This window comes from Microvirga sesbaniae (assembly GCF_025460805.1).
Lineage (GTDB): Bacteria > Pseudomonadota > Alphaproteobacteria > Rhizobiales > Beijerinckiaceae > Microvirga > Microvirga sesbaniae.
The window spans coordinates 45,262-71,976 of the sequence record NZ_JAMXFJ010000009.1 but is presented as its reverse complement, the minus strand read 5'-3'; the positions used below and the strand labels follow the sequence as shown (position 1 = coordinate 71,976).

The 26,715-nt window shown below is 64.2% G+C and carries 22 protein-coding genes; 14 read left to right on the top strand and 8 right to left on the bottom strand.

What is annotated here, in order from left to right; all coding sequences use genetic code 11:
* Nucleotides 1-83 precede the first annotated feature (83 nt).
* The 5 genes from OCW50_RS14465 (at nt 84) to OCW50_RS14445 (ending at nt 5,930) form a co-directional block, all read left to right on the top strand.
* Nucleotides 84-2,447, top strand: a complete 2,364-nt coding sequence (locus tag OCW50_RS14465) for a xanthine dehydrogenase family protein molybdopterin-binding subunit (protein ID WP_262298045.1) — start codon at nt 84-86, stop codon at nt 2,445-2,447.
* An 11-nt stretch (nt 2,448-2,458) separates the two neighbouring features.
* The gene (locus tag OCW50_RS14460) at nt 2,459-3,265 is read left to right on the top strand and encodes an FAD binding domain-containing protein (RefSeq protein ID WP_262298044.1); all 807 of its coding nucleotides are present in this window, start codon (nt 2,459-2,461) and stop codon (nt 3,263-3,265) included.
* Nucleotides 3,266-3,288: 23 nt separating this feature from the next.
* Nucleotides 3,289-4,257: an AAA family ATPase gene (locus OCW50_RS14455; protein WP_373371397.1), complete on the top strand. Its 969-nt coding sequence runs from the start codon at nt 3,289-3,291 to the stop codon at nt 4,255-4,257.
* A complete protein-coding gene (locus OCW50_RS14450; RefSeq protein WP_262298042.1) occupies nt 4,254-5,474 on the top strand; it encodes a vWA domain-containing protein in 1,221 nt (406 codons plus the stop codon). Before OCW50_RS14455 ends, OCW50_RS14450 begins: the two co-directional genes overlap by 4 nt.
* A gap of 219 nt (nt 5,475-5,693) precedes the next feature.
* Nucleotides 5,694-5,930: a hypothetical protein gene (locus tag OCW50_RS14445; protein ID WP_262268798.1), complete on the top strand. Its 237-nt coding sequence runs from the start codon at nt 5,694-5,696 to the stop codon at nt 5,928-5,930.
* Nucleotides 5,931-6,512: 582 nt separating this feature from the next.
* On the opposite strand, the gene OCW50_RS14440 is transcribed toward OCW50_RS14445, so the two are convergent.
* The 8 genes from OCW50_RS14440 to OCW50_RS14405 form a co-directional block, all read right to left on the bottom strand.
* Nucleotides 6,513-7,568, bottom strand: a complete 1,056-nt coding sequence (locus OCW50_RS14440; RefSeq protein ID WP_262298041.1) for a malate/lactate/ureidoglycolate dehydrogenase — start codon at nt 7,566-7,568, stop codon at nt 6,513-6,515.
* A 73-nt stretch (nt 7,569-7,641) separates the two neighbouring features.
* Nucleotides 7,642-8,445: a transporter substrate-binding domain-containing protein gene (locus OCW50_RS14435; protein ID WP_262298040.1), complete on the bottom strand. Its 804-nt coding sequence runs from the start codon at nt 8,443-8,445 to the stop codon at nt 7,642-7,644.
* A gap of 87 nt (nt 8,446-8,532) precedes the next feature.
* A complete protein-coding gene (locus OCW50_RS14430; RefSeq protein WP_373371396.1) occupies nt 8,533-9,201 on the bottom strand; it encodes an amino acid ABC transporter permease in 669 nt (222 codons plus the stop codon).
* A gap of 18 nt (nt 9,202-9,219) precedes the next feature.
* Nucleotides 9,220-9,945, bottom strand: a complete 726-nt coding sequence (locus OCW50_RS14425) for an amino acid ABC transporter permease (protein WP_262298039.1) — start codon at nt 9,943-9,945, stop codon at nt 9,220-9,222.
* Nucleotides 9,942-10,865, bottom strand: coding sequence for a C-terminal binding protein (locus OCW50_RS14420; protein WP_262298038.1), 924 nt, complete (start codon nt 10,863-10,865; stop codon nt 9,942-9,944). Before OCW50_RS14420 ends, OCW50_RS14425 begins: the two co-directional genes overlap by 4 nt.
* A 113-nt stretch (nt 10,866-10,978) precedes the next feature.
* On the bottom strand, nt 10,979-13,405 hold the full coding sequence (locus OCW50_RS14415; RefSeq protein ID WP_262298037.1) for a thiamine pyrophosphate-dependent enzyme: 2,427 nt from the start codon (nt 13,403-13,405) through the stop codon (nt 10,979-10,981).
* A 3-nt stretch (nt 13,406-13,408) separates the two neighbouring features.
* Complete coding sequence (locus tag OCW50_RS14410; protein ID WP_262298036.1) at nt 13,409-14,206, bottom strand: SDR family NAD(P)-dependent oxidoreductase; 798 nt, start codon at nt 14,204-14,206, stop codon at nt 13,409-13,411.
* Nucleotides 14,207-14,286: 80 nt separating this feature from the next.
* A complete protein-coding gene (locus OCW50_RS14405; RefSeq protein ID WP_262298035.1) occupies nt 14,287-15,060 on the bottom strand; it encodes a GntR family transcriptional regulator in 774 nt (257 codons plus the stop codon).
* A gap of 574 nt (nt 15,061-15,634) precedes the next feature.
* On the opposite strand from OCW50_RS14405, the gene OCW50_RS14400 reads away from it, so the two are divergent.
* The 9 genes from OCW50_RS14400 to OCW50_RS14360 all read left to right on the top strand — a co-directional run bounded on the left by OCW50_RS14400 (nt 15,635) and on the right by OCW50_RS14360 (nt 26,700).
* The gene (locus tag OCW50_RS14400) at nt 15,635-16,621 is read left to right on the top strand and encodes an autoinducer 2 ABC transporter substrate-binding protein (RefSeq protein ID WP_373371404.1); all 987 of its coding nucleotides are present in this window, start codon (nt 15,635-15,637) and stop codon (nt 16,619-16,621) included.
* Between the two features lie 68 nt (nt 16,622-16,689).
* The gene (locus tag OCW50_RS14395) at nt 16,690-18,171 is read left to right on the top strand and encodes a sugar ABC transporter ATP-binding protein (RefSeq protein WP_262268807.1); all 1,482 of its coding nucleotides are present in this window, start codon (nt 16,690-16,692) and stop codon (nt 18,169-18,171) included.
* A gap of 87 nt (nt 18,172-18,258) precedes the next feature.
* Nucleotides 18,259-19,248: an ABC transporter permease gene (locus OCW50_RS14390; RefSeq protein ID WP_262298034.1), complete on the top strand. Its 990-nt coding sequence runs from the start codon at nt 18,259-18,261 to the stop codon at nt 19,246-19,248.
* A 79-nt stretch (nt 19,249-19,327) separates the two neighbouring features.
* Nucleotides 19,328-20,410 carry an ABC transporter permease gene (locus tag OCW50_RS14385; protein WP_262298033.1) on the top strand — a complete coding sequence of 361 codons (1,083 nt, stop codon included), beginning with the start codon at nt 19,328-19,330 and terminating at the stop codon, nt 20,408-20,410.
* Between the two features lie 2 nt (nt 20,411-20,412).
* Nucleotides 20,413-21,831, top strand: a complete 1,419-nt coding sequence (locus OCW50_RS14380; RefSeq protein WP_262298032.1) for an FGGY family carbohydrate kinase — start codon at nt 20,413-20,415, stop codon at nt 21,829-21,831.
* 14 nt (nt 21,832-21,845) lie between these two features.
* Nucleotides 21,846-22,544: a class II aldolase/adducin family protein gene (locus tag OCW50_RS14375; RefSeq protein ID WP_262298031.1), complete on the top strand. Its 699-nt coding sequence runs from the start codon at nt 21,846-21,848 to the stop codon at nt 22,542-22,544.
* Between the two features lie 35 nt (nt 22,545-22,579).
* Nucleotides 22,580-23,596, top strand: coding sequence for an aldo/keto reductase (locus OCW50_RS14370; RefSeq protein WP_262298030.1), 1,017 nt, complete (start codon nt 22,580-22,582; stop codon nt 23,594-23,596).
* A gap of 158 nt (nt 23,597-23,754) precedes the next feature.
* Nucleotides 23,755-24,735, top strand: a complete 981-nt coding sequence (locus tag OCW50_RS14365) for a substrate-binding domain-containing protein (RefSeq protein WP_262298029.1) — start codon at nt 23,755-23,757, stop codon at nt 24,733-24,735.
* A 60-nt stretch (nt 24,736-24,795) separates the two neighbouring features.
* The gene (locus tag OCW50_RS14360) at nt 24,796-26,700 is read left to right on the top strand and encodes a sugar ABC transporter ATP-binding protein (protein ID WP_262298028.1); all 1,905 of its coding nucleotides are present in this window, start codon (nt 24,796-24,798) and stop codon (nt 26,698-26,700) included.
* Nucleotides 26,701-26,715: the final 15 nt, after the last annotated feature.

Here is a 26,715-nt window from a genome sequence, read left to right as displayed (position 1 = left end):
CAGGCGGCCTATCTCCAGAGCCTCCTTCGTGGTTCAGCTTCGCTTTCACCTGGGGAGGGACAACGAGGACAACGGAGGAATTCATGACCGCATCAGGGATCGGCGCGCCCGTCCGCCGGAAAGAGGATCAGCGTTTCGTCACCGGCCAGGGGCGCTACGTCGACGACTTCAACCGACCTGGCCAAGCCTATGCATATTTCCTTCGGTCGCCGCACGCCCATGCCGCGATCCGGTCCATCGATACAAGCCCTGCCATGATCATGCCAGGCGTGGTCGCCGTTTTCACAGGGGACGATCTCGCGGCCGACAAGATCGGCGGCCTCATCTGTGGATGGATGATTCATTCCAAGGACGGCTCTCCGATGAAGGCCGGGCCTCATCCAGCTCTCGCTCAGGGCAAGGTACGCTACGTGGGCGACCACGTGGCGGTGGTGATCGCTGAAACGCTTGCCCAGGCGAAAGATGCAGCCGAAGCCATCCTGGTCGACTACGATGTCCTCCCGGCCGTCGTCGATACGGCTCAAGCCACGAAAGCACCGGTCCAGGTGCATGACGTGTCGCCTGATAACACCGTGTTCAACTGGCATCTCGGCAATAAGGAGGAGACGCAAGCCGCCTTCGCGCGGGCGAAGCACGTCACCAAGATCGACCTCATCAACAATCGCCTCGTGCCGAACCCCATTGAGCCTCGCGCGGCGGTGGGCGAGTACGATTTCGGGACGGACAACTACACGCTCTATACGACGAGCCAGAACCCTCACGTGGCCCGGCTCGTTCTCTCGGCTTTCATCGGTGTGGCGCCGGAGCACAAGCTGCGCGTCATCGCACCGGACGTCGGCGGTGGGTTCGGATCCAAAATCTTCATCTATGCGGAAGAGACAGTCTGCGTTTGGGCGGCAAAGAAGGTCAGGCGGCCGGTGAAGTGGACCTCGGATCGCTCGGAAGCGTTCCTGTCCGACGCGCACGGCCGCGATCACGTCACCCATGCGGAGATGGCGACCGACGAGAATGGCAGGATCCTGGGCCTGCGGGTTCACACCACGGCCAATCTCGGCGCCTATCTCTCGACCTTCTCCTCTTCGGTGCCAACCTACCTCTACGCCCCGCTCCTGTCGGGCCAGTACGACATTCCGGCGATCTACTGCGAGGTCGATGGGGTCTATACGAACACGGCGCCCGTCGACGCCTACCGCGGCGCCGGACGGCCTGAAGCCACGTTCGTGGTCGAGCGGCTCGTCGAGAAGGCCGCGCGCGAACTTGGAAAGGACCCAGCCGAGTTCCGACGGGCGAACTACATCACGCAGTTCCCGCATACGACCCCGGTCATCATGACCTACGACACGGGCGATTATGCCGCCTCGCTCGACAAGGCATTGGAGGTTGCCGACTACCGGAACTTCCAGCAGCGCAAGCAGGAAAGCGCCCGCAACGGCAAGCTGCGGGGCATCGGCTTCTCGAGCTATATCGAGGCCTGCGGCATCGCTCCCTCCCAGGCAGTGGGCTCCCTGGGCGCCGGCGTGGGGCTGTGGGAATCGGCCGAGGTGCGCGTCAACCCGACAGGATCTGTCGAGGTGCTCACGGGCTCGCACAGCCATGGGCAGGGTCATGAGACCACCTTCGCCCAACTCGTCTCCGACCGTCTCGGCATTTCGATCGACCAGGTCAGCATCGTCCATGGCGATACCGACAAGGTGCAGTTCGGGATGGGCACCTACGGCTCGCGCTCCGGCGCCGTCGGTATGTCGGCCATCGCCAAGGCGATCGACAAGGTGATCGCGAAGGGCAAGAAGGTGGCGGCCCATGTGCTCGAAGCATCCGAGGGCGACATTGAGTTCAAGGACGGCAGGTTCGGCGTAGCCGGCACCGACCGCTCGCTGGCCTTCGGCGAGGTGGCCCTTCAGGCATACATCGCCCACAAGTTCTCGGGTCAGGATCTGGAGCCGGGTTTGAAGGAAGGGGCATTCTACGATCCCACCAACTTCACGTTCCCGGCCGGCGTCCATATCTGCGAGGTGGAAATCGACCCGGATACCGGCGTGACCAAGATCGAACGATGGACGGCGGTGGATGATTTCGGGGTGATCATCAATCCGATGATCGTCGAAGGGCAGGTTCACGGCGGCATCGCGCAGGGTGTCGGGCAAGCGCTCCTCGAAGGCACCGTCTACGATCAGAGTGGTCAGCTCATCACGGCCAGCTTCAACGATTACTGCATGCCTCGCGCCATTGACCTGCCATCCTTCCAGGTCGGCATGACGGTGACCCCCTGCCCTTCGAACCCGCTTGGAATCAAGGGCTGCGGAGAAGCCGGAGCCATCGCGGCTCCGCCGGCGGTCATCAACGCGATCACCGATGCCCTCGGACATGAGGACATTGCCATGCCGGCGACCCCTCAGGCGGTCTGGCGTGCCGCCCAGAAGGCCCGCACGCTCTTGGCGGCAGAATAAGGGAGGACGGAATGTACGCTTTCGAATACCACCGCCCGACGAGCGTCAAGGAGGCCGGGAGCCTTGCAGGTCAGGCCGAGGACACCAAGTTCCTCGCAGGTGGGCATACCTTGCTGCCGACCATGAAGCTCCGGCTCGCCGGCCCGGCCAATCTGATCGATCTCGGACAGATCGCCGAACTGCGCGGTATTGAGCGCACCGGCGACACGATCACGATTGGCGCGATGATGAAGCATGCGGAGGTCGCGAACTCCGCCGATGTGAAGGAGGCGATACCGGCTCTTGCCGAGATGGCCGAGCTCATCGGCGATCCGCACGTGCGCAATCGCGGCACCATCGGCGGTTCCGTCGCCAACAATGATCCCTCTGCCGATTATCCGGCCGCGTGCCTTGCCCTGAACGCGACGATTGTCACCAACCAGCGGAAAATCGCAGCAGACGATTTCTTCCAGGGCATTTTCACGACGGCTCTGGAGGAAGGAGAGATCATCACCCAGATCTCGTTCCCGATCCCATCCCGGGCCGCCTATGCCAAATTCCGCAATCCAGCCTCGCGCTACGCCCTTGTCGGCGTATTCGTGGCGAAGCATGCGGATGTGGTGCGCGTGACCGTGACGGGAGCCGGATCGAACGGGGTGTTCCGGGTGCCAGAGATGGAGCAGGCCCTGAGCGGCAACTTCGCGGCCGAAGCTCTTGACGGCATTGCCGTGGGGGAGGACGGGATGAACAGCGACATCCATGCGGATGCCGCCTATCGGGCTCACCTCGTCGGCGTCATGGCACGACGCGCTGTGCAGGCCGCTGCCGCCCGGGGCTGAGCCGGTCCACCTGAACGACAGCGATGAAATGCCCAGGCTCGGTCTGGGCATCTTACCCTCATGGAGCAGCACAGCTCGTGGCCGACCAACCCGGTTCCATCGACAGCACATTGGCTCTCCTGAAGAGCACCGGCTATGTGGCCGACCGCCCGCTCGCGACCGTGCTGTTCCTCGCATTGAAGCTCAGACGACCTCTCCTTCTTGAAGGAGAGGCCGGCGTCGGCAAGACGGAGATTGCGAAAGTGCTCTCCTCTGCACTCGGACGCCGCCTTATCCGCCTGCAATGCTACGAAGGCCTCGACGTCGCCTCCGCCGTCTACGAATGGAACTATGCCGGGCAGATGATGGCCATCCGGTTGGCCGAGGCCGGCGGAACGGTCGATCGGGACACGTTAGAGAGCGACCTGTTCTCGGAGCGCTATCTGGTGAAGCGCCCGCTCCTGCAGGCTCTTGAGCCCGACACAGCCGGAGCGCCGGTTCTCCTGATCGACGAACTCGACCGCACGGACGAGGCTTTCGAGGCCTTTCTTCTGGAGGTGCTCTCGGATTTCCAGATCACCATACCTGAGCTCGGCACAGTCAAGGCGGAGCATGCGCCGATCGTCATCGTCACGTCGAACCGCACGCGAGAGATACACGATGCGCTTAAGCGCCGGTGCCTTTATCACTGGGTCGATTATCCGGACGCCGAGCGAGAGCTTGCCATTCTCACCAGCCGGGTTCCACAGGCCGCCGAGCGTTTGTCGCAGGAGATCGTCGCCTTCGTTCAGGCCATCCGAAAGGAGGATCTGTTCAAGGCACCGGGCGTGGCGGAAACCCTCGACTGGGCTTCGGCCCTCGTGGAACTCGATGCGGTGGCGCTCAACCCGGCGCTGGTCTCGGATACCCTCGGCGTTTTGTTGAAATATCAAGATGACATCCAGCAAATGCAGGGTAGCCGGGCGAAGGACATGCTGGATCGAATCCAGAGCGCGCTGAGGACAACCGGGTGACTGCGACGTTCACCCGTCAGGGCGAAGGTCGTCTCGCGGACAACATCGCCTATTTTGCGCGGGCATTGCGCGCCGCAGGTCTGCCGGTCGGACCTGGCGCAGTTCTCGACGCCGTTACGGCCGTCGAGGCGGCTCGGATTGGCCCGCGCGAAGATTTCTACTGGACGCTCCATGCCGTGTTCGTGAAGCGGCACGAGCACAGCATCCTGTTTGACCAGGCCTTCAGGATCTTCTGGCGGCGGCGCGCGCTGATCGAGAAGCTCATTGCTCAGATGTCGCCGATCTCTCCCGGGGGAGCCAAGGAGAAGAAGACCCCGCAAGCCGGTGCGCTGCGCGTGGCCGACGCCTTGGCCACGCCTCGACAGGAGAAGCCGGAGCCGGTCGAAAGGACTGAATTCTCTGCCCGCCTCACCGTCTCGGACCGTGAGGTTCTGAAGGCCAAAGACTTCGCGCAGATGTCGGCCGCCGAGATCGCAGCCGCCAAACGGCTGGTAGCCGAGATGTCCCTGCCGCACGACGAGATGACCACACGCCGTTTCCTGCCGGATCCGAGGGCCCGACGGATCGACCTACGCCGAACCTTTCGACGATCGCTGCGGGCGGGAGGCGCCACCATTGACCTGGCCTACCGCTCCCCGGCTGTGCGGCATGCGCCAGTGGTCGCACTGATGGACATTTCGGGTTCCATGGCCGATTACTCTCGCCTGTTCCTCCATTTCCTTCATGCCATCGCCGAGAAGCGGCGACGGGTGCATTCCTTCGTCTTCGCGACACGTCTGACCAACATCAGCCGCGAACTCACGATCCGCGATCCCGATGAGGCTCTGGCCCGCGCCTCGAAGCGGGCGCAGGACTGGGAGGGTGGCACGCGAATTGCGCATGCGCTGCACGACTTCAACCGCCACTGGTCCCGCCGGGTGCTCGGCCAGGGCGCCATCGTCCTGCTCTTCACCGACGGGCTCGAACGGGAGGTGACGCCGGAGCTGACCTTCGAGATGGACCGGCTCAAGCGCTCCTGCCGCCGCCTGATATGGCTGAACCCGCTTCTTCGGTTCGACGCGTTCGAAGCTCGCGCCTCCGGCATCCGGGCGATGCTGCCTTATGCGGATGAATTCCGCCCCATTCACAACCTCACGTCGATGGAGGACCTCTGCCAAGCCCTGTCCGGCAACCTGACCAAGCGAACTCATCCACGTCAGTGGCTGCAGGCGTCGTGAGGCTCGAACGGTATTCGCCAGGATGACGCCGCGCGTGTGTCTTCGGTATCCGCAGAGGCTCAGGATGGAACGCCTCGCGGCGCCATGAATTGCCTTTAGAGCATCGGACCCGCTTTTGGGTCGGATGCTCACGTCCCTAAGCGGCGCATCGTCAGGTCCTTCTCGTCCGTACGATGCGCTAGGGAATGGCGACGAAGCTGCCTAGGAGGAGTTCGCCCGATGCCTGATCGCATGCAGGATGGTCAACAGCCAGAGGCTCTACGCTCCCTGAAATCCGCCGCGAAGGCGGGGAGCCGGAAGCCCCAGGAGCAAGGTCTCGAAGCTCGCGGCGACACTGCGCCCATCTCCGCGCCTCTGGAGCAGGAACAGGACGCTGCCGCGAAGGTGCTCCGGGAGGGAGCCGAGCAGAACCCGCAGGGGATGGAGAGCGCAGCCCGAAAAGCTCCTAAGCGATAGGTTCCCAAGTCCAAGCCTTTCCCGACGAGGGCTTGAGACGCGTCCATACGGCAGCGCATCGGTCTTGGCAGTTCCAGCTCGCCTCGACGGCAGCGATCCTTCGATCAATCCGCCTTTGCGAGGCGCCGCACTGTATTCGGTCGCTCGACCCAGGCACAGCCCGGGGCGGGCCCGCTTCCCGTTCTCTCGGCCCATCGATGCGCTGGAGCGGCGACAGCCGCAGGCCGGGCACATTCGCCCATTCAGCCACAGCGTCGCCGTGAGCAGGCGCTGGCAACACTTCTCATTTTAGAAGGTTTTGACACCTCTGGAACGGTGATGATCCTCGCCAGCACCTCGCGTACAGACAGATCGATCCCGATCTCCCGTCGATGCCGGAATCAGAAACTCACCTAGCGCATCGGACGGACCCAGCGGCCCGCTGGGTCCGTCTCTTCCGATGCGCCGGTCAAGAGAAGGCGCCTCGGATGGATCCCAAAAGTGGTGTCCACTTTTCACGTCCGAGGCTCCAGAATCTTCGCTTCGAAGGAAAAACCGTCTCAGAGCCGGAAAAGCGGGATTCCGTGTTGCCGATCCGTCCGATCAGTCAAGTCTTGGCACGCCCACGGATTTGGCTGCCGCCCCGATCTCGTCCCAGGTCCTCGCATCGATCGGGATTCCGTGAGCCTTGCGCCACTGCCGGGTTTCCCGCTCCGGGTCGCCCGGCATGAGGATTGCCGAGGCGCGGGTTGCCTCCGACCGAACCCATGAGACGAACGCGTTTGTCTCATCGTCCAGGCTCGCCCTCGTGCCGAGGCGGTCCGGGGAGACGAGGATGGACAGCATGGAGTTGATGATACCGTTGCCCCGTTTTGGACCCGATTGAGTCTTGCCGCCGATCAGTGCCGCGCCGAGGAGTTCGCAGGCAACGGACAGTCCCCAGCCCTTGTGCTCCCCAAAAGGCACGAGGGCGCCCGGCGGGTCCGTGAACAGGTCGGATGGATCAGTCGTTGGGTGGCCGCCGGCGTCCAGCAAGGCTCCTTCTGGAATGGAAACACCTTTGTTGAGGGCGACCTGGACCTTCCCGGCCGCAAGGCGGCTTGTCGCGAAATCGACCACGATAGGGGGCTTGCCGGCCCGCGGGATTCCGACCGCGAACGGATTGGTGCCGACCCGCGCCTTGGTGCCCCCGAACGGCGCGACCGCCGGGGTACTGACGACATTGACGAAATGGATGGAGATGAGGCCGGCTGTAGCGCATTGCTCAGCCCAGTGACCGATGCGGCCGATGTGATGCGAATTCCGCAGCCCCACGATGCAGGCGCCGGTCTGCGCCGCCCGTTCGATCCCAGCCTCCATCGCATCGCGGGCCATAACCTGACCGACGCCTGAGCCGCCGTCGCAAATGACGAACGGGCCGCTGTCCACGGCGATCGACAACGTCTGATTAAGGACCAGGCTGCCGTCGAGTGCATTGGCGATGTAAGCGGGGATCATGCCGACCCCGTGGGAATCGTGACCGCGCAGGTTCGCCTCGACGAGGTGATCGGCGACGAGTCGCGCTTCCCGATCGGTCGATCCGGCTGCCGAAAAAATCGTGACGACGATGTCCCGAAGCCTATCCGGCGGGACGATCATCGCAGCGGAAGCGGAACTCATCGGCTCTCCTCAGAGGCATAGCGCGTTCGACGGGGGATGCCGGATGAACGGCATCCCTGCTGGTTCAGGAAATCTAGAACACCGGCAGCGGAATCATAGGCTGGCCATTGCGGAACTTGCGGGAGATCGCATCCAGTTCGCCGCTGTTCTTGATCTGATAGACGAATGTGTTCAGCCATTGCAGCAGATCGGGATTGCCCCGGCGGATACCGATTCCGAAATGGGCCGCTCTCAAGGGAAATTTCTGCTCGTATTCTTCACCCTTGGCACCTTTTCGGAGATAGATCTCGCCGTAATCTCCGCCGCCCATGGCGTCAATCTGGCCGGACAGCATGGCCTGTGCAACCGAGGGTCCGTCATCGAAACGAAGCAGGTTCATGCCGGCTGGGTTCATTTGCGTGAGGGCGCCGTCCTCCAGCGCGCCGCGCGTGACGCCGACTTTCAGCGTCTTGAGGTCGTCCGGGCCTTTGATGCTGCTCGTCTTGGGCGCGATGAGGACGGCCGACTGTCCCGCATACGGGATCGAGAACGACACCTGAAGGGCCCGTTCCGCCGTGATCGAGAAGATCGCGACCACCATGTCGACACGGTTGCTGAGCAGCGCGGGAATACGCCCGGGCGAATTCACCGTGACGAACTCGACGGGAACCTTGAGATTCCTGCCGATAAGATTCGCCACTTCGACGTCGATACCGGTCGGCTGGTTGTTGGTGTCGAGCATGCCGTAAGGCGGCACCGTCGTATCGATGGCGATGACGACCTTGCCGCGCTTGATGATCTCATCGACGGTCTGGGCTTCTCCCGGTATCGTGGACAAGCCGACGATCGCGAATGCCGTCAGCGCAAGCAGGGACTTCATGATTCCTCGCATAGCCATGGTCTCCTCCCTCCTTTTCAGACCGCCGTTGTGACGGTCATACGTCGCACGCGGACTTCCCTCGCCCGCCAGCCGTATCGCGCTTGGTCACATGGCCTGGACGTTCACGTGACCAACCTTCAGTTGCCGTTCGAGATAGCCGCTGAGCAGCGACAGGGGCCAGCAAATCAGAAAGTAGATGCCAGCGACCGTTCCGAAGACGAGAACGGGCTCGAAGGTGATGGTGTTGATCTGGGCGCCGGCCTTCGCGAGTTCCGTGAAGCCGATCAGAGCCGCGAGAGAGGTTCCCTTCACGACCTGCACCATGTAACCGACCGTCGGCGGCAGGGCCATCCGAACCGCCTGTGGGATGATCACCAGGATCAGGGCTTTCGGGAAGTTCAGCCCGAGCGATCGGGCCGCATCCCATTGTCCCGCTGGAACGGCCTGAAGGCAGCCGCGCCAGATCTCCGCCAGGAAGGCGCTTGTGGACAGAGTGAATGCGAGCACCGCCGCGGTCCATGCGTCGATCCGGATACCAAACAGGTTCAGGCCGTAGTAGAACAGGAGCAGGAGCATGAGCGCCGGTATCGCCTGCACGAATTGGATAGTGCCGGACGCGATGTATCGCAGCGCTTTGAACGGCGAGATCCGTGCAATGGCGAGGATCAAACCGACCGCTCCTCCGCCGGCGAACGCTGCGAGCGACAAGGCGATCGTCCATCGGGCTGCGAGGACGAGAATCCAAACCTCGTGGAGAGTGAAAGTTCTCAGCAATGTCCATGCCTCTCGAACTCATCCGCGCCTCGCGAAGGCGTAGGCGTAGATCGACGTGAATATAGCCCTGAACCCGAACACGATCGCCACGTACATCAGGGCCACGATCGTGTAGATCTCGAAGCTCCGGAATGTCTGCGAGTTGAGGGTATTCGCGACGGCAGTGAGCTCGTCCGCGGCAATGGCGGAGACGATGCTCGACCCGAGGAGGACGAGAATGAACTGGCTCGTGAGTGCAGGGTAGACCGCCTTCAGGGCCGGGAACAGGATCAAGAAGCGGATGATTTGCAACCGCTTGAGTCCGAGAGCCCGTCCAGCCTCGATCTGGCCGTGTGGGATGGACTCGACTCCGGCCCTCACGATCTCGGCCGAGTAGGCGCCGAGGTTGATCACCATCGCGAGCAGGGCGGAGTTGTTGGGACTGAGGCGCACCCCTAGGTGAGGAAGCGCGAAGAACACGAAGTAGAGCTGGATCAGGAATGGCGTGTTACGGATGAGTTCGATGTAGAACGTCGCCAACCACCGGAACGGTCGTGGCCCATAGGCTTTGGCCACCGCGCACAGCATGCCGATGAACAATCCGAAGACCATCGTGAGCGCGGACAAGCGGATCGTCAGCACGGCTCCGGCGAGCAGGTCCGGAAAGTGGTCCAGCACGGTGCCAAACTGGAACGTATAGTTCAATGGGTCACCTTTCCGCTTGCCGCTGCCCGGACGCTCGGGCTCGTACGAGGTCTTGTTCATTCTTCCCCGTTTCGCGCCGGGCGGCGCACGAGAAACTCCCTGTTGACGCAGTTGGCGAGGTCTCCGCTGCGGAGGTGCCGGAGGACGGTCTCCATGCTCTTCACACGCATGTCGATGACGGATGAAGGCGAATAGAAGGCGGCATGAGGCGTGAGCACCAAACGCCCTGACAACCACTCGTCTCTGCGGCGCCAGGCGTCGATCAGCGGATGCGCAGGGTCCGCCGGCTCCTTCGACAGGACGTCAAGCCCGGCGGCCATGATCCGCCCCGTCCTGAGAGCGTCGTGCAACGCGTCGAGATCGACGATCGAGCCGCGTGCGGTGTTGATCAGGATAAGATCGGGTTTTGCGTGCGCCAGCGCCTCTGCGCCGATAAGACCACGAGTCGCCTCGCTCGAGGGCGCGTGGATGCTGACGACGTCGGAGATCGCCATCAACTCATGGAGGCTGGCGCATCGCTGCGCCCCGACGGCGATCTCCATGCCGGATGGAAGGTACGGATCGTAGAAGGCGATCCGCATGCCGAAGGAGCGGGCCCGCATCGCAGCGGCCAACCCGATGCGGCCAAGACCCACGATCCCGAAAACGGCGTCCCTCAGCCGGCGAACGGCAGGCGCGATGCCCTGCGTCCAACCGGTCGCCGGGTCGGCGCGTATGGCATCGTTGTAGGTCACCACCCCCCGGGTGAGTGCCAGCATCAGACCGATCGCGTGATCGGCGACTTCCGAGGTGCCGTAATCCGGTACGTTGAAGACGGCCGTGCCGTTGCGGCCCCAGGCCTCAAGGTCCAGCCCGTCATACCCGACCCCGGATCGGACAAGCGCCCTGGCGTTTGGGTAGTCCGAGGGGCGGCCATCCACGTCCGTGCCCGGGGGAGAGTGAATGATGCCATCGATGCTCGCACGCACATCGTCCGGCATTGTGGACCACGCGCCACCGCTGCCGGTTTGCACGATGAGTTCGCCTTCGCGGCCTAACGTCTGCCGCTCGAGTCGATCATCGGGATACCTGAATTGAGACAGCAATATGCGCATCAGCTCGCCTCCCGAACGATCCCGATGGGAGATCCCATGGCCACCGTCGCCCCATCCGCCGCCATTATCTCGGCGAGAACTCCGCTGGCGGGGGATTCGATCTCGACGACAGCCTTGTCCGTCTCGATATCCGCTACATGATCGCCCTGAGCGACGCTGTCCCCGAGACGGCGGTACCATTTGACGAGCTTGCCTTCATTGACCGTCAGGTCGCCGAAGGGCATCGTGATCGGAATACCTTCGATAGTGCCGCGCATGGGCGCCACAGCTTCGACATGAGGCCGGGTTTGACGAACCGGGAGATGATCGACCTCCTCTGCCGCCCCACGTCCGGCAGCGGCAAACCGGCCCGCCCGGTCGATGGGATCGACCTCACCGCGCAGAAGCCTCCTCGCAGCGGCGACAATGCGATCCGTCGATACGAGCATGGCGCCTTCGAGAGACGGCGCGAAGGGGTGAGTCACGGGCGCCGTGTGAAGACGGGCGACGGGCGCGTCCAGATGATCGAAGCAGAGTTCGTTCATGGATTGGCCGAGCTCGGCGCCGACCCCGAACATTGCATAGGCCTCGTCCACGACGAGAAGGCGATGGGTGCGCCTGACGCTGTCGGCCACGGTTTCCACGTCCAGCGGTTGAATCGTTCGCAAATCGATGACTTCAACGGAGATGCCGTCCTCGGCCAGGATGTCGGCGGCCTCAAGTGACTTGATTACGAGTTGCCCGGCGCTGGCGATGGTGAGGTCAGTCCCCTTCCGGGCAATTCGGGCGAGCCCGAAGGGCACGAAATGCTCGCCTTGCGGCACAGGACCCTTCGACGAGAACAATGCCTTCGTCTCCAGCATGATGACTGGATCGCGCGCCCTGAGGGCCGTCTTCATCAGCCCCTTGGCATCGGCAGGCGTTGAAGGAAGGCAGACGACGAGCCCCGGAACGTGCGCCCAGACCGGATGGTAGGTGCCCGAGTGGTGCGGGCCTGCCGACCGAACCGCTCCTGCGCCGACGCGAACGACCATGGGAGCCTGCATCTGGCCGTTCGACATGTAGCGCAGTTTCGCTGCCTGCAGGACGATCTGTCCGGCCGCCTCGAACAGGAAGTCCGCGAACATGAGATCCGCGATGCAGCGAGTGCCCGTGGCGGACGCCCCGAGCGCCGCGCCGGTGAAGCCGAGTTCCGAGATCGGCGTGTCGACCATGCGATCCCCGCCGAATTCCTGGTACAATCCTTTGGTGTGCGCAAAGGTGCCCCCGCGCTCGCCGGTCCCCTCCCCGAAATAGATCAGGTCGCGGTTGCGACGCATCTCCTCGGCGATTCCGTCCCTGACGGCGTCGAGCCACCCCGTCTCGACCGTGGGACGGCCTCGGGGCATCGCTGCCGTCGCCTCGGTCGGGTTGATCGGATCCGCGAAGACGTGAAGCGAATAGGTCTCCGGCTCCGGTGCGGGCGACCGGCGGGCATAGTCGATGGCAGCCATGACCGAGGCGTCGACGGAAGCGTCGATCCGGTCGAGCTCACGTCCCGTGACGATCGCGTAGTCCTCCACGATCCGGCGCCTGAAGGTCTCGACCGGACACCGCCTTGTCCACTCGTCCACCTCCTCCTGGGTCCGGTAAATGCCGATCACGGGATCGCCCTCGTGATGGCCGACGGTGCGGTAGGTTTTCGCCTCGATGAGCGTCGGCCCATGTCCGTTTCGGGCGCGCTCCACCGCGTCGCGGGCCGCCTGCCAGACCGCTATCACGTCGTTGCCGTCGACGGCGATGCCTGGAATGCCATAGGCAGCCGCCCGGCTCGCGATCTCGGGGTTGAGGGTGACCGACGAGAGCGCGGTTGCCGTCGCATAGAGATTGTTCTCGCAGACCAGCACGACGGGAGCCCGCCTCACCCCGGCGAAGTTCAGCGCTTCATGGAAGGCGGCATGATTGGTCGCTCCGTCCCCGAAGAAGGCGACCGAGACGTCCCGCGTGCCCCGATACTTGGCGCTGATGGCAGCCCCGACCGCCGAGGGAATCCCTCCTCCCACCAGACCATTCGTCCCGAAGAGTCCGATCGTCGGATCGTACAGGTGCATGGTGCCGCCGCGGCCGCCGCAGCACCCGTCGTGCTTCCCATAGAGCTCCGCCATGAGCACGCTCGGATCCATGCCCTTCGCCAGCGCATGCCCATGGCCGCGATGCGTGGACGTGATCCAGTCGGTCGGCCGCAGGTGAGCGCAGATGCCAGAGGCAGTCGCCTCCTGGCCCACATAAAGGTGGAGGAAGCCAGGCGTCTCTCCGGTGCGGCACGCGACCTGCGCTGCCAGCTCGAACTTCCTCAGGAGGACCATGCTCCTGTAGAGATCAAGCATCGCTTGGGCGGAGAGCCCCTCCGGCAGCGGAAGCCGGTTGCTGAGTTCTTCGCGACCGATGTTCCGCTGCAATTGCGCCATGGTTCAGAAATCCCGCGCGAAGCCGGCGGTCCAACCGCCATCGATGGGAAGGACATGCCCCGTAATGTAGGAGCTTTCCGGGGCCGCCAGGAAAAGCGCGCCATTCGCGATTTCCTGCGTCGAGGCGGGCCTCCCCAGGGGGATATGCGACAGCAGCCTCGCGTGGAGGTCGAGCTCCTCGCTTTCTGCGGCACCGATCCAGCGTTTCCAGCCTTCCGTTGCCGTCGAGCCCGGAGCGATCCCGTTGACCAGGATGCCATGAGGCGCCAGCTCGAGCGCCATCGAACGGGTCAGGTTCACAACGCCTGCCTTCGCGGCCACGTAGGAGCTTTGAAGGCGCATCGGCACGAGGCCTAGGACGGATGCGATGTTGATGATCCGTCCGGAGCGCTGCGACTTCATGTGCGGAATGACCGCGCGACTGACCCGGAACACACCGGTCAGATCGATCCTGAGCATCTCCTCCCAGGTATCGACCGGGAATTCGTCGATGGTCTTTCGGTCTGCCGCTCTCACGCCGATGCCGGCATTGTTGACGAGGATATCGATCCGGCCCGCGGCCTCTGCCGCCTCGGCTACCGTTGCGTCGATGCCGGAGCCGTCGGAGACATTCATCGCGAAGGCGAGATGCCCTTCATTGCACGGAGCTGAACTGCGTGCAGCCTCGGCCACACGATCGAAGTCGAGGTCCGTATAGATGACCCGCGCGCCGTTTCGCGCCAGCGTATCGGCTATGGAACGGCCGATCCCTTGCGCCGCGCCAGTCACCAGTGCGACCTTCCCTTGGAGGCCGACCTGCATGGCGTTTCCCTCTAGGGCGTCCGAGCTTGCGGCTGGGTTATACCCTCAACTTGTTATAACAACCTTTGTCGAAGGAATTGTCAAGAATCCCTCGTCGAGGTGACCAAATGGGTGGACAATCGGGCCTCGGATGCGAGGGCGCGGCTGTAGGCGATCTCGATGAGGGACTCGTTCTCGTCACGGTACAGCAATCGGGTTGCCAAGATGGCGTCGCCCACCTCGCACCTGAGATCGCGGGCATCCTCCTCCGTAGCCAGTTCCGCCCAAACGGTCATCCTTACATCCTCGATGAGGATACCCAGTTCCCGCTGGAGCACACGAAAGACCACGGCGTCGTCGAAAGCGCCGCGGGACAGCCGTGCCCCGACCTCCGGTGGGAAATAGATGATCGATCGGGCATAGGGCCGCCCGTTACGCGAAAGCGTCCCGCGCAGGCAGTGGAGTCGGGCTGCGAGCGGCAGTTCGAAGTCCCTCGCGTCTGGAGCGGAGCGTTCCAGCCTCCAACTGCCGATGTCGAGACGTGCATTGCCCACCATCGCCACGATGTCGGCGAGGGAGTCCATGAACCAGCCTTCCCGACGGGGAGGAGCCATGGCGGTGACGACCGGGCGCCTCGATTGCGCCTTCCTGATGTAACCATCAGCTTCGAGCAGCCGGAGTGCGTGGCGTGTCGTGATGCGGCTGACCTGGAACCGGTCCGACAGATCCGCCTCCGACGGAAGGGAGGCACCGATCTCCCATTTGCCGACTTGGATTTCGTCCCGCAGTGAGCCGTAGACTGCGAGATAGAGTGGCTGACGGGCTTCCGGCTGACCCGGATCACCGGGTTGACTGTCCTGCTCCGAGATTTCCATCGCGACTACTCCATGCGTTCTCTCGAAGCCACACCGGTCGATGCCAACGTTCAGACATTAGCGCAAATGCCGCAGTGTGAGCCATCTTGGAGAGCATGATCATCTGCCGGGCACCCAGCACCGGATCAATTTCAGGTGCCCGCCAACACAACACCATTACGCGCCTTTCTACAGGTTCGCTACCCTGCCCCACGAAACCTTATGCTCCGGCTCCTCGCGGCTGATCGGCTCGACGAGGAAGGCATGATCGCGGGGTTGTAGGCGCACCGCCGCACCCCGATCGGCCCGGCCATGAGGGGCTCCTGTCGAATCAAGAGTGAAATATAATGCTAAATAGCCGAGTCCTGCGCTCCCGTTCATTCCAAATATCTCGCCCGTGGTATTTGTCGCATGCGGTGACTCTGGTACGTATTATTTTTGGGTTCTGCCACTCGCGCGTAGGAGGTATTGCCCCGCGTTTTACACTTTCCGGCAGGCTGGGCGGCCCGGGCCCACTCCGAGATCCGAAAAATCAAAAAACACAAGCATACAGGCCTCAGGGCCTGGAGGGAGGAAAACCATGAACAAGCGTGAACTGCTCTCGACGTTCGGTGCCGTCGTTGCCGCTGGGCTCCTCGCGGTGCCTGTGACGGCTTTCGCCCAAAGCCAGAAGGAGATGGTAGCGGTCGTCAAAATTGCCGGAATTCCTTGGTTCAACGCAGTCGAGAAGGGGATCAAGAAGGGCGGTCAGGACTTTGGGATGAACGCCTCCATGGTCGGCCCCGCCAACGTCGATCCGGCCCAGCAGGTGAAGCTGCTGGAGGATCTGATCGCCAAGAAGGTTGCCGTGATCGGCCTTGTTCCTCTCGACGTGAAAGTCACTGAACCCGTGCTCAAGCGGGCCCAAGCCGCTGGTATTCCCGTCATCACCCATGAAGGCCCCGAACAGGAAGGCCGCACCTGGAACGTGGAGCTCATCGACTCCAAGAAGTTCGGCGAGGAGCAGATGAAGCGCCTTGCGCAGGAGATGGGCGAAGAGGGCGAGTACGTCGTCTATGTCGGTACGCTCACGACCCCGCTCCACAACAAATGGGCGGATGCGGCGATCGCCTATCAGAAAGAGCATTACCCTAAGATGAAGCTCGTCACCGACCGTTTCCCCGGCGCGGACGAGATCGACACCAGCTACCGGACCACGCTGGACGTGATCAAGGCCTATCCCAACCTCAAGGGCATCCTGGGCTTCGGGTCGAATGGTCCCATCGGGGCTGGCAACGCGGTGCGCGAGAAGCGGCTCGGGCGCAAGATCGCGGTGGTCGGCACGGTGCTCCCCTCCCAGGCCAAGCCTTTGATTATGGATGGCACGATTCGCGAGGGATTCCTTTGGAACCCGACCGACGCCGGCTACGCCATGGTGGCCGTGGCCAAGCTCGTTTCGGACGGCAAGGAGATCAAGGACGGGGTCGAGATTCCCGGTCTCGGTAAGGCCGAAGTCGATGTCGCTGGGCGGCAGATCAAGGTGGACAAGATCATGCGCATCAACAAGGACACGGTGGACGGCCTGATCGCCCAGGGCCTGTAAACCGCGGATGCGAGCGACCAGCGCGGGGCAGACACCCGCGCTGGTAACGGTCACCAAGGATCCGCTCCATGGCCTTCCTCGAACTGCAGCATATCTCAAAGCGCTTTGGGGGTGTCCGAGCGCTGGAGGACATCTGCCTCACGCTCGAGGCAGGTGAAGTCCACTGCCTGGTCGGCGAGAACGGGTCCGGCAAGTCGACGCTCATCAAGATCATCTCGGGCGTGCAGCCACCGGAAGCGGGCGGTCGCATTGTCATCGCGGGGACCGAGCACACGCGGCTCACCCCGGTCGAGAGCACCCGGCTTGGCGTCCAGGTGATCTATCAGGACCTGTCTCTCTTCCCGAACCTCACCGTTGCCGAAAACATTGCGGTAAGCGGGCATCTCGGCCGGCCCCGGGTCGTGGACTGGCGGGCGATCGACGAGACCGCACGGAGCGCCATGGCGCGCATCGGCGTCGTCCTCGATCTGCATGCCCGTGTGGAGACGCTCTCGATTGCAGACCGGCAACTCGTTGCGATCTGCCGGGCCATGGCCGCGGACGCACGCCTCGTCATCATGGATGAGCCAACGGCATCGCTCACCCGCCACGAGGTGGACGCGTTGCTCTCGCTTGTCCGGGAGCTGAAGTCGCGCAACATCTGCGTCGTCTTCGTGAGCCACCGCCTGGACGAGGTGATGGAGGTCGCCGAGCGCGTCACGGTGCTGCGCGACGGGCGCAAGGTCGGAACCTACGACGCAGCCGAAATGGACGACCACCGGCTCGCCGTGCTGATGACCGGCAAGGAATTTCGCTACGATCTGAGGGATATCGACCTAACCGGGCGACCCGTCGTTCTGGAGGTCGAGGGCCTCACGCGGCGCGGCGAGTACGAGAACGTCGATCTGCGGGTGCACGAGGGCGAGATCCTCGGCATCACGGGGCTTCTCGGCTCAGGGCGAACGGAGCTTGCGCTGTCTCTCTTCGGAATGAACCCCGCGGACTCGGGCACCATTCGGATTGCAGGGCGGCCGCTCACGATGCGCACCAACCGGGAGGCCATCGAGAACGGTGTCGCGTATGTCTCCGAGGATCGCCTGACCCTCGGCCTTGTGCTCGACCAGTCGATATCGGCCAATACCGTGGTGACCGTCCTCGACCGCCTGGCGGGGCGCCTCGGCCTTATCGATCCGAAGCGGCAACGCGAGACCGTGCGGCGCTGGATCCAGGACCTCGGCATCAAGGTTTCCGACCCCGCGAATCCGGTCAAGACCCTCTCCGGGGGCAACCAGCAGCGCGTGGTCCTGGCGAAATGGATGGCAACCAACCCGCGCGTCCTCATCCTGGACAGCCCCACGGTCGGGGTCGATATCAGCGCTAAGGACGGGATCTACGAGATCGTCAAGCGGCTGGCGGCGGAAGGCGTCGCCGTGATCATGATTTCCGACGAGATTCCGGAGGTGCTCTTCCACAGCCATCGCGTGCTGGTCATGCGGGCGGGGCGGCTCACTGGCGAGTTCCGACCGCACCGCACCTCGGAAGCCGAGCTCAGGGTGGCCGTGAATGCTTGAGTTCGTTCCTGCCACCTGCCTCACATTCGGCAATGCAACAGGGCGGCCCGCGCCGGATCCGGCGCCCGCATTCGTGCAGGGTCGTTCATGATCGACGCTCTCCGCCGCTTCTCGCATAGCCACGAGGCCCGCCTCCTTGCCGTCGTGCTGACGCTTGGCGCCGTCCTCACGACCGCGACCCCGAGCTTTCTCACGCTCCAGAATCTGTTCGACCTCCTCACCTCCTATGCCTTCCTTGGCATCCTGGCGGCGGGGCTCCTCGTCGTTCTGGTCGCCGGTGGGATTGACATCTCATTCACGGCGACGGCCTCGGTGGCGCAGTATCTCGCCCTCTCCTTCGCCAAAGCCTATGGGCTGGGCTGGGCTGAGACTTTCGGGCTCGCCATCGGAACGGGGATCGCCTGCGGATTGTTGAACGCCTGGCTGATCGAAAGCCTGCGCATCTCGAGCATCATCGTTACGATCGCAACGCTCAACATCTTTTACGGCCTGCTCGTCTTCGTCACCGGCGGCCAGTACATCTATGCACTGCCGGACTGGTTCTCGAAAGGGATCTGGTGGTTCGAATTCGTGGACGCGGACCAGATCCCTTACGGGGTGAACCTCCAGATCCTGCTGCTCCTGCTCGCCTTCACGGCGACTTGGGTCCTGCTCAACCGGACCACCATCGGACGGCAGATCTATGCGCTCGGCGGCAACCGGGACGCCGCGGGGCGGCTCGGCTTTCACGTGTTCGGCCTCAACCTCTTCGTCTACGGCTATATGGGCTTCATGGCGGGCATCGCGTCGCTCGCCCAGGCGCAGCTTGCCCAGAGCGTGGCGCCTACGGTCCTCGTCGGTCGTGAGCTCGACGTGCTGGCGGCGGTGGTCCTCGGCGGGGCGAGTCTCAACGGCGGCGTCGGAACGGTGCTCGGCACGGTGCTGGGGCTGGCGCTCCTCGCCGTGATGCAGAACGGTCTCGTTCTGGTGGGGATCTCGTCATACTGGTCGCAGTTCTTCGTCGGGCTCGTGATCCTCGTCTCCGTGAGCTCGACCTCGCTCACCCTCAGGCGACGGGCCGGGAGTGCCGTCGCATGAATCAACCCACGTCCACTCACGACATGCGGGAAGGGGGCGGGCTCGCATGGGCACGGGATCCTCTGCGGAGTGCCGCGCCATGAGCCACCCCCTGACCTCCTCCAAGCCTGCGGACACGATCGGGCAGCTCGACAAAGGGATCGCGGCGGTCGAGGCCCAGCCTCCTCGGATCGGGTACGTCGAGCGATTGCGGGGCTTCGGCGGCGACGGCGCCAACCTGAGGCTCTTGGTGCTGATCGCGATCCTGCTGGCGGCCTTTGGGCTCGTGATCGGCGAGCAGCTCTTCTCGGCCGCATCCCTCCAATCCATGGCCTACCAGCTGCCGGAGCTCGGCATCCTGTCGCTCGCCATGATGGTGACGCTCCTCTCGGGGGGCATCAACCTGTCTGTCATCGCGACCGCCAACCTGTGCGCGCTGACGATGGCAGCCATTCTCACGCGCTTCGTGCCGGGATCGGAAGGCGCGGCGTGGGTCCTGATCCAGGTGGCGGCTCTCGCGGCGGGATTCGCCGTTGCGGCGCTGATCGGACTCGTGAACGGGTTCGTCATCGCTTATCTGCGGGTCTCGCCTATCCTCGCAACGCTCGGCACGATGACCCTGGTCAAGGGAATCTCGGTCGGCACCACGCGAGGCAACGTGATCTCCGGCTTCCCCGAGCCCATCGTGTTCATCGGGAACGGAGCGGTGCTGGGCATCCCGGTGGCGCTTCTCGTCTTCGCCGCCGCTGCGCTGCCGCTGGCGATCATGCTGAACCGGACGCCTCTGGGAGCGGCGATCTACATGATCGGCTCCAACGAGCGGGCGACGCGGTTTTCGGGGATTCAAACGCGGCGCGTGATCCTGAAGGTCTACCTGATCTCGAGCCTTCTCGCCGCCGTGGCGGCCATTGTCATGATGGCGCGCTTCAACTCGGCCAATGCCTCCTATGGTGAGAGCTATCTGCTCGTCACGATCCTCGCAGCGGTGCTCGGGGGCATCAACCCGATGGGTGGTTTCGGCAAGGTGAGCGGGCTGGTGCTGGCCCTCGTCATGCTCCAGATCATTTCGTCGGCGTTCAACCTCCTGAACTTCAGCGCATTTCTGACCCTGGCAATCTGGGGCGGCATACTGATCGCGGTCGCGGGCACCACCCAGCTGCGGCAGCGGCTCAGGGGCGGTTGACCATGACTGGGTCCGGCAAGCCACAGGCAGCGGTTCTCGACATCGGGAAAACCAATCTGAAGCTCGTGCTCGTCGACCCTGAGGGGGATTGCACCGCCTCGATCTCGCGTCTTCACGACTTCCTGCTCGACGAGCCCTATCCGGCAATCGACGTCGACGGAATCATCGACTGGTTCCTCGACGGCCTCGCTGGGTTTGCTGGCCGTCACCAGATCAGCGCGCTCGTCACCACCGCCCATGGCGGCGGTGGCGTGCTGGTCGACGAGGCCGGGGCCGTTCTGCCGATGATGGATTACGAGGCTGCGACGCCGCCCGAGATAGACGCCCTCTACGCTCTCGAAGGACCACCATACGAGGAGGTGTTCTCCTTCACCGGAGCCGGTGCAATGCAGCTCGCCAAGCAGCTCACCTGGCAGGCGGAGTGCTTCCCGCAAGCCTTCGCGCGGGCGCAGCATTTCCTGACGACCGCGCAATACGTGGCCTGGAGGCTCGGCGGCGTACCGGCCAGCGAGGTCTCGCAGCTCGGCGCGCAGGGCCACGTGTGGAACCCGCGGGCGGGCACGCTCTCGAACTTCGTCCGACGGCGCGGCTTCTCGCGTCTTTTCCCTCCGCTTTCCCGCGCCGGCGAGGTCCTCGGGCATCTGCGACCCGATTGGGCGGCACGAACCGGTCTTGCACGGAATACCGAGGTGCTCTGCGGGGTCCACGACAGCAATGCCAACCTCTTCCGCTACAAGGCAGCCGGGCTGTCCGACCACACCGTTCTGTCCACCGGCACCTGGATGATCGGATTCGACCGCCGCTGCCCCCTCGATCGGCTGGACGGCGCGCGGGCGATGGTATCCAATGTCGACGTCGACGGAGAGATTGTGTCCTCGACGCTGACGATGACAGGGCGCGAATACGCGATGATCGCCGGCTCCCAACCGGCTCCGGACGACGCCGCCATCGCAGCCCTGCGGGACCTGATCGCGCGCGGGACTTTGCCCCTCCCCTCGTTCGGTCCCCACGACGGCCTGTTTCCCGGGAGTGGTCGTCGCGGACGTTTCGTCGGCCCCCCACCCGCCGCGGTGACCGAGGCGGGCGCAGCCGCCGCCCTCTACGTGGCACTCACGGCCAGCGCCTGCCTGGATGCATTGGGCTCCCGCGCGCCGATCGTGGTCGACGGAGGGTTCTCCACCAACATCGCCTTCGGCCGTCTGCTCGCGGCGCTGCGCCCCGGCCAGCCCGTCGCCCTGAGCCAGTCTCCGCACGGGACCGCCCTGGGCGCCGGCCTCCTGTGGGGGCGGTTCTCGCGTACGGCGCCGGTGAAGATCCCACTCCTTCCATCCGAGCCCCTGGTCCTCCCGGGCCTTCGCGAGGCTGCCGTCCGCTGGGCGCGGCTGGCCGCTGAGCCTGACCCTGCAGCCTTGTCCGCCTGAAACGCGAGAACGCCATGTCCCAAGTCCCCTTCCATATCCTCCGCTCAGACATGGTCAAGACATGTCGCGAGACGAACCGGATCGGCCTCAACCAAGGCACCTCCGGCAATCTCTCCCACCGCATTCCCGACGGGTTCCTCATCACGCCAACCAGCCTGCCCTATGAGCGGATGGAACCCGAGGACATCGTGGTCATGGGCTTCGACGCAACGTTCGAGGGACGTCATCGCCCCTCCTCGGAATGGCGCTTTCATCGCGACATTCTGCGAGCCCGTCCGGATCACAACGTCGTGCTCCATACCCACTCCACCTACGCGACCACGTTGGCGGTGCACGAGCGCGGAATCCCCGCCTTCCATTACATGGTGGCCGTCGCGGGCGGCACGGACATCCGCTGCTCGCCCTACGCGTGCTTCGGAACTCAGGACCTGTCCGATCTCGCCCTTGCGGCCCTTCAGGACCGCAGCGCCTGCCTTCTCGGGCATCACGGTCTGATCGTACTTGCCGACACCTTCGAACGCGCACTCTGGCGGGCCGTGGAGATCGAGACCCTTGCCAAGATGTACGTCCATGCGCTCGCGGTCGGCGAACCGCCGCGCCTCACCGAGACGCAGATGGCTCAAGTGATCGAGCAGATGCGCAGGATGAGCTACGGGCAGGCGCCCGACCTCGACACCGTCACCGATACCCCCAAGGTTCGGGCAACCGCCTGATCCCGCCCCTCCACTCAAGCCTCAGAGGCGTTCCCATGCTTCCTACCCGCCCCCTCGGAAAGACAGGCATCCCGGTCACCATTCTCGGATTCGGCGGAGTGCCGGTCGGGGACCTGTACGAGCGGCTCGACGAAGGCAGGGCCATCGCGACGGTCGAGTCGGCCCACCGCGCCGGCATGACTCTGTTCGATACCTCGCCCCATTACGGAAACGGTCTCTCGGAGCTGCGTTTCGGCGCCGCGCTGCGACGCTTTCCCCGGGACTCGTACGTGCTTTCAACGAAGGTCGGAAGGCGCATGGACCCGCGCAAACCGGGCCGCAGCGTCGGAGGTCCCGGCTTCGCCGGCGGCGTGCCGCATGCCTCAATCGTCGACTATTCCTATGACGGTACGATGCGCTCCTTCGAGCAGTCCCTCCTGCGGCTCGGCCTCGACCGCATCGACATCCTCCTCCTGCACGACGTGGACGTCTGGACGCATGGCCCCGAGATGGCCGACCAGCGCTTTCGGGAGGCAATGGAAGGATCCTACAAAGCCGTGCACGAGCTCCGGAGCCAGGGTGTCGTCAAGGCAGTGGGGCTCGGCCTCAACGAATCCGACACGACGGTGCGCTTCGTGAAGGCCGGAGACTTCGATTGCGTGCTGCTCGCTGGACGCTACTCGCTCCTCCATCAAGACGCCCTGGACGAGTTTCTGCCGCTCGCCGAACAGAAGGGGATCGGCGTCATCCTCGGCGGCATCTACAATTCCGGAATCCTGGCCACCGGAGCCAAACCCGGCGCTCATTTCAACTACGTGCCGGCCCCGCCCGAAGTGATGGACAAGGTCGCGCGGATCGAGCGCGTCTGCGAGGCACACGGTGTCCCGATCGCGGTCGCTGCCCTCCGGTTCGCCCTTGGCGCGCCAGCTGTGGCATCCGTGATCCTCGGGGGCGCTTCTCCCGAGGAGGTCGAACGCAACATGGAGGCGATCAAAACCGAAGTGCCTGCCGCGCTTTGGCGAGACCTGAAAACCGAGCGCCTGCTCCCCGAGTCGGTGCCCGTGCCAGCATGAGACCCGTGTGAGCCCACAAGAGTCCTGACCCCTGAGATTCGGCCGCTTCGGCCATGCGAGCTCCACACGCGACACACGAGATTGACGACCGGCCACCGGACGAGAGGCCGGCTTCTAAGCCCCCGGTCGGGGTGCAGCAAACGGAGGAGGAAACCATGATGAAGCGAAGAAGTCTGTTGGCCCTGGTGGCCGCCGCTGCTTTGGCCTCTGGCCTGACCGCCATCGGCGCGCCGGCCCGGGCGGCCGAGAAGGAGATCGTCTATCTCACGCCTGGCCTCGATCTGCCGTTCTGGCGCTACCTCTCCAAAGGCGTCGAAGCCGCGGCCAAGAAGGAGGGCTACGCCTACCAGGCGCTCGACTCCTCCAACAACGCTCAGACCCAGTTGCGCAATGCCCAGGATGCGATCGCCCGCAAAGTGGCCGGCATCGTGATCTCGCCGACCGATTCCTCGACCGCTCCCAGCGTGCTCCAGCTCGCCAAGGACGCCAACATCCCGGTCGTCATCGCCGATATCGGAACGAACAGCGGCGACTACGTGTCATTCATCATCTCCGACAACTACGAGGGCGCGAACGGCGTCGGCAAGGCCCTCGCCGAGGCCATGAAGAAGAAGGGCTGGCAGGGAGGTTCGGTCGGCATCGTATCGATCTCCCAGGCCCGCAAGAACGGCCAGGCCCGGACGAAAGGCTTCCGGGATGCGCTCACGGAGGCTGGAATCACCAAGGATGCCGGCCTGCAGCAGATGCAGTCGTACACGGCCGACGAGACCTTCAAGTTCACGCAGGACATGCTGACCGCCAATCCCGACATGAGGGGCATGTTCATCCAGACCGACCAGCCTGCTATCGGGGCGTTACGCGCAATCCGCGCCGCCCGGCGACAGGGAGAGGTTCTCGTCGCGGCGTTCGACGGCATCCCGGACTTCGTCGACCTCCTCAAGAAGGGCGAGATCGTCGTTTCCGGCATGCAGCAGCCCTATCTCATGGGGGTGCGCTCCGGCGAGGCCATACTGCAGCATCTGAAAGGGGGCACACCCGAGAAGGAAATTCTGGTGCCGATCCTGGTCGTGACCAGCGAGAACATCGAGAAGCTCCTGCCTACCGTCAAAGAGACGGTGTTCGCCAATGAGGTGAAATAATGCCTTAAGGCTCGGCCGGCCCGGACCCCGGGCCGCGCCACGCAATGGAAATCTGCAACGATGCACGCGCTCAGCCGGGTTCGGCCCTCGGAGATCCTCAAAGCAACTGGCATTGACAAGACGTTCGATCGCACCCGCGCCCTTCAGGGCGCGACACTCGAACTGCGGGCAGGCGAAGTTCACGGGCTTCTCGGAGCCAATGGCGCCGGCAAGTCAACCCTGTCGAAAGTCATCTCCGGGCACGTGATCCCGGATCGGGGCGAGGTCGTCTTCAAGGGGCAAGCGCTCCGCGTGGCCTCCACGCGCGATGCGCTCGAAGCCGGTATCGCGATCGTCATGCAGGAGACCAGTCTCGCTCCCGATCTCTCGGTTCTGGAGAATATCTTCTTGCCAGAGCTCGGCAGGCCTGGCCGCCTTTCGCGCGGCCGGCTGCGCCAGCGTGCCCGCGAGTTGCTCGCCCGGCTCGGTCACGAACATATGCTGCCGCTCGACCAGGAGGTGCGCGATCTCTCCGCTGCACAGCGCCAGCTCGTCGAAATCTCCAAGGCGCTCGCGCTCAACACTGATCTCATCATTTTTGACGAGCCGACTGCGTCGTTGAGCCCGTCCGAGGTCGAGCGGCTTTTCGAGATCATGGACCGATTGCGCCAAGACGGCCACGCCCTGGTGTTCGTGTCCCATCGCCTCGAAGAGGTCTTCGCGATCACCGACCGCGTCACCATCATGCGGGAGGGACGCACCGTCGCAGCTTCGCTGGACACGGCCTCGCTGAGCCAGAGTGACCTGGTGCGCCACATGGTCGGCCAGGATCTCGGTTCGATCTACGCCCGCACCGCAGAAGCGCGCGAGCCGGACCGAGGCCGCTCTGGCGAATTTCTGCTGGCCGTCGAAGGGCTCAGTGCGCCGCCCCATGTCGTCGACGTGTCCTTCGGCGTGCGCGGTGGCGAGATCCTTGGCCTCGGCGGGCTCGTCGGGGCCGGCCGATCCGAGGCCGCGGAGGCGATCTTCGGCCTGCGCCCGCGAGCCCGCGGCACCATCACGCTCTCAGGCAGGCCTATCGCACCGCGAAGCCCCGCCGAGGCCATCGCCCACGGAATCGGATTCATCCCCGAAGATCGACGCACGCAGAACATCGTGCCCGACCTCTCGGTCAAAGAGAACCTCCTCCTCGCGCATCTGGGCGCTTACCGTGGGTTCGGCCATGGCTACCGCAAGAGAGAGGCCGCAGCAGCGCGCCTCATGGAGCGGCTGGGACTCCCGGCCGACCGCCTCCTCGATACGAACATGCTGACTTTCTCCGGAGGCATGCAGCAGAAGGTCATCATCGCGCGCTGGCTGCTGCTCGAACCTGCCGTTCTGATCCTGGACGAGCCTACCAAGGGCGTCGACATCGGCACTCGTTCCTCGATTTATGCGATCCTGCGGGAGGTCGCCTCGCAGGGCGTGGCCGTCGTGCTGATCTCCTCCGACTTCGAGGAACTCCTCGGCCTGGCGGACCGGATTGTCGTACTCAGCGACGGGCGCTCAATCGCGGATCTGCCGAGCGCTCTTCTCGACGAAGTGAAGCTCACGCTGCTCGCCGCCCCGCGGACGTCCATGGCGCGCAACACCGCCCTGCTCGATGCCATCTCGGCGGACCACAGCGGTGCGGCCTTCTGGGTGCTCATCGACAGCGATGAGCTCATCTGCCTCAACCTCGTGGAGGCCGCGGGCAGCCCCAGCCCCGGTCTGCGGACCGGGGAGGCCATGAGGATCGCGGAGACCCGCATTTCCCGCGCTCTCATGGAGCGGCAAGACGGCTTTGTCGCAGAGACGGACGTGCCTCTCTCCACCGTTCTGGTCCCGATGCGCAACCCGCGCGGTCATGATTTCGGCTGGATCGGGCTGACGGTCGACAGCCGGATGTCCATCCCCTCCGCCCGGCTCATCCGAACCCGCGTCGAGGCTCTGATGAGCGCCGATTGAACAGGAGTGGACAGA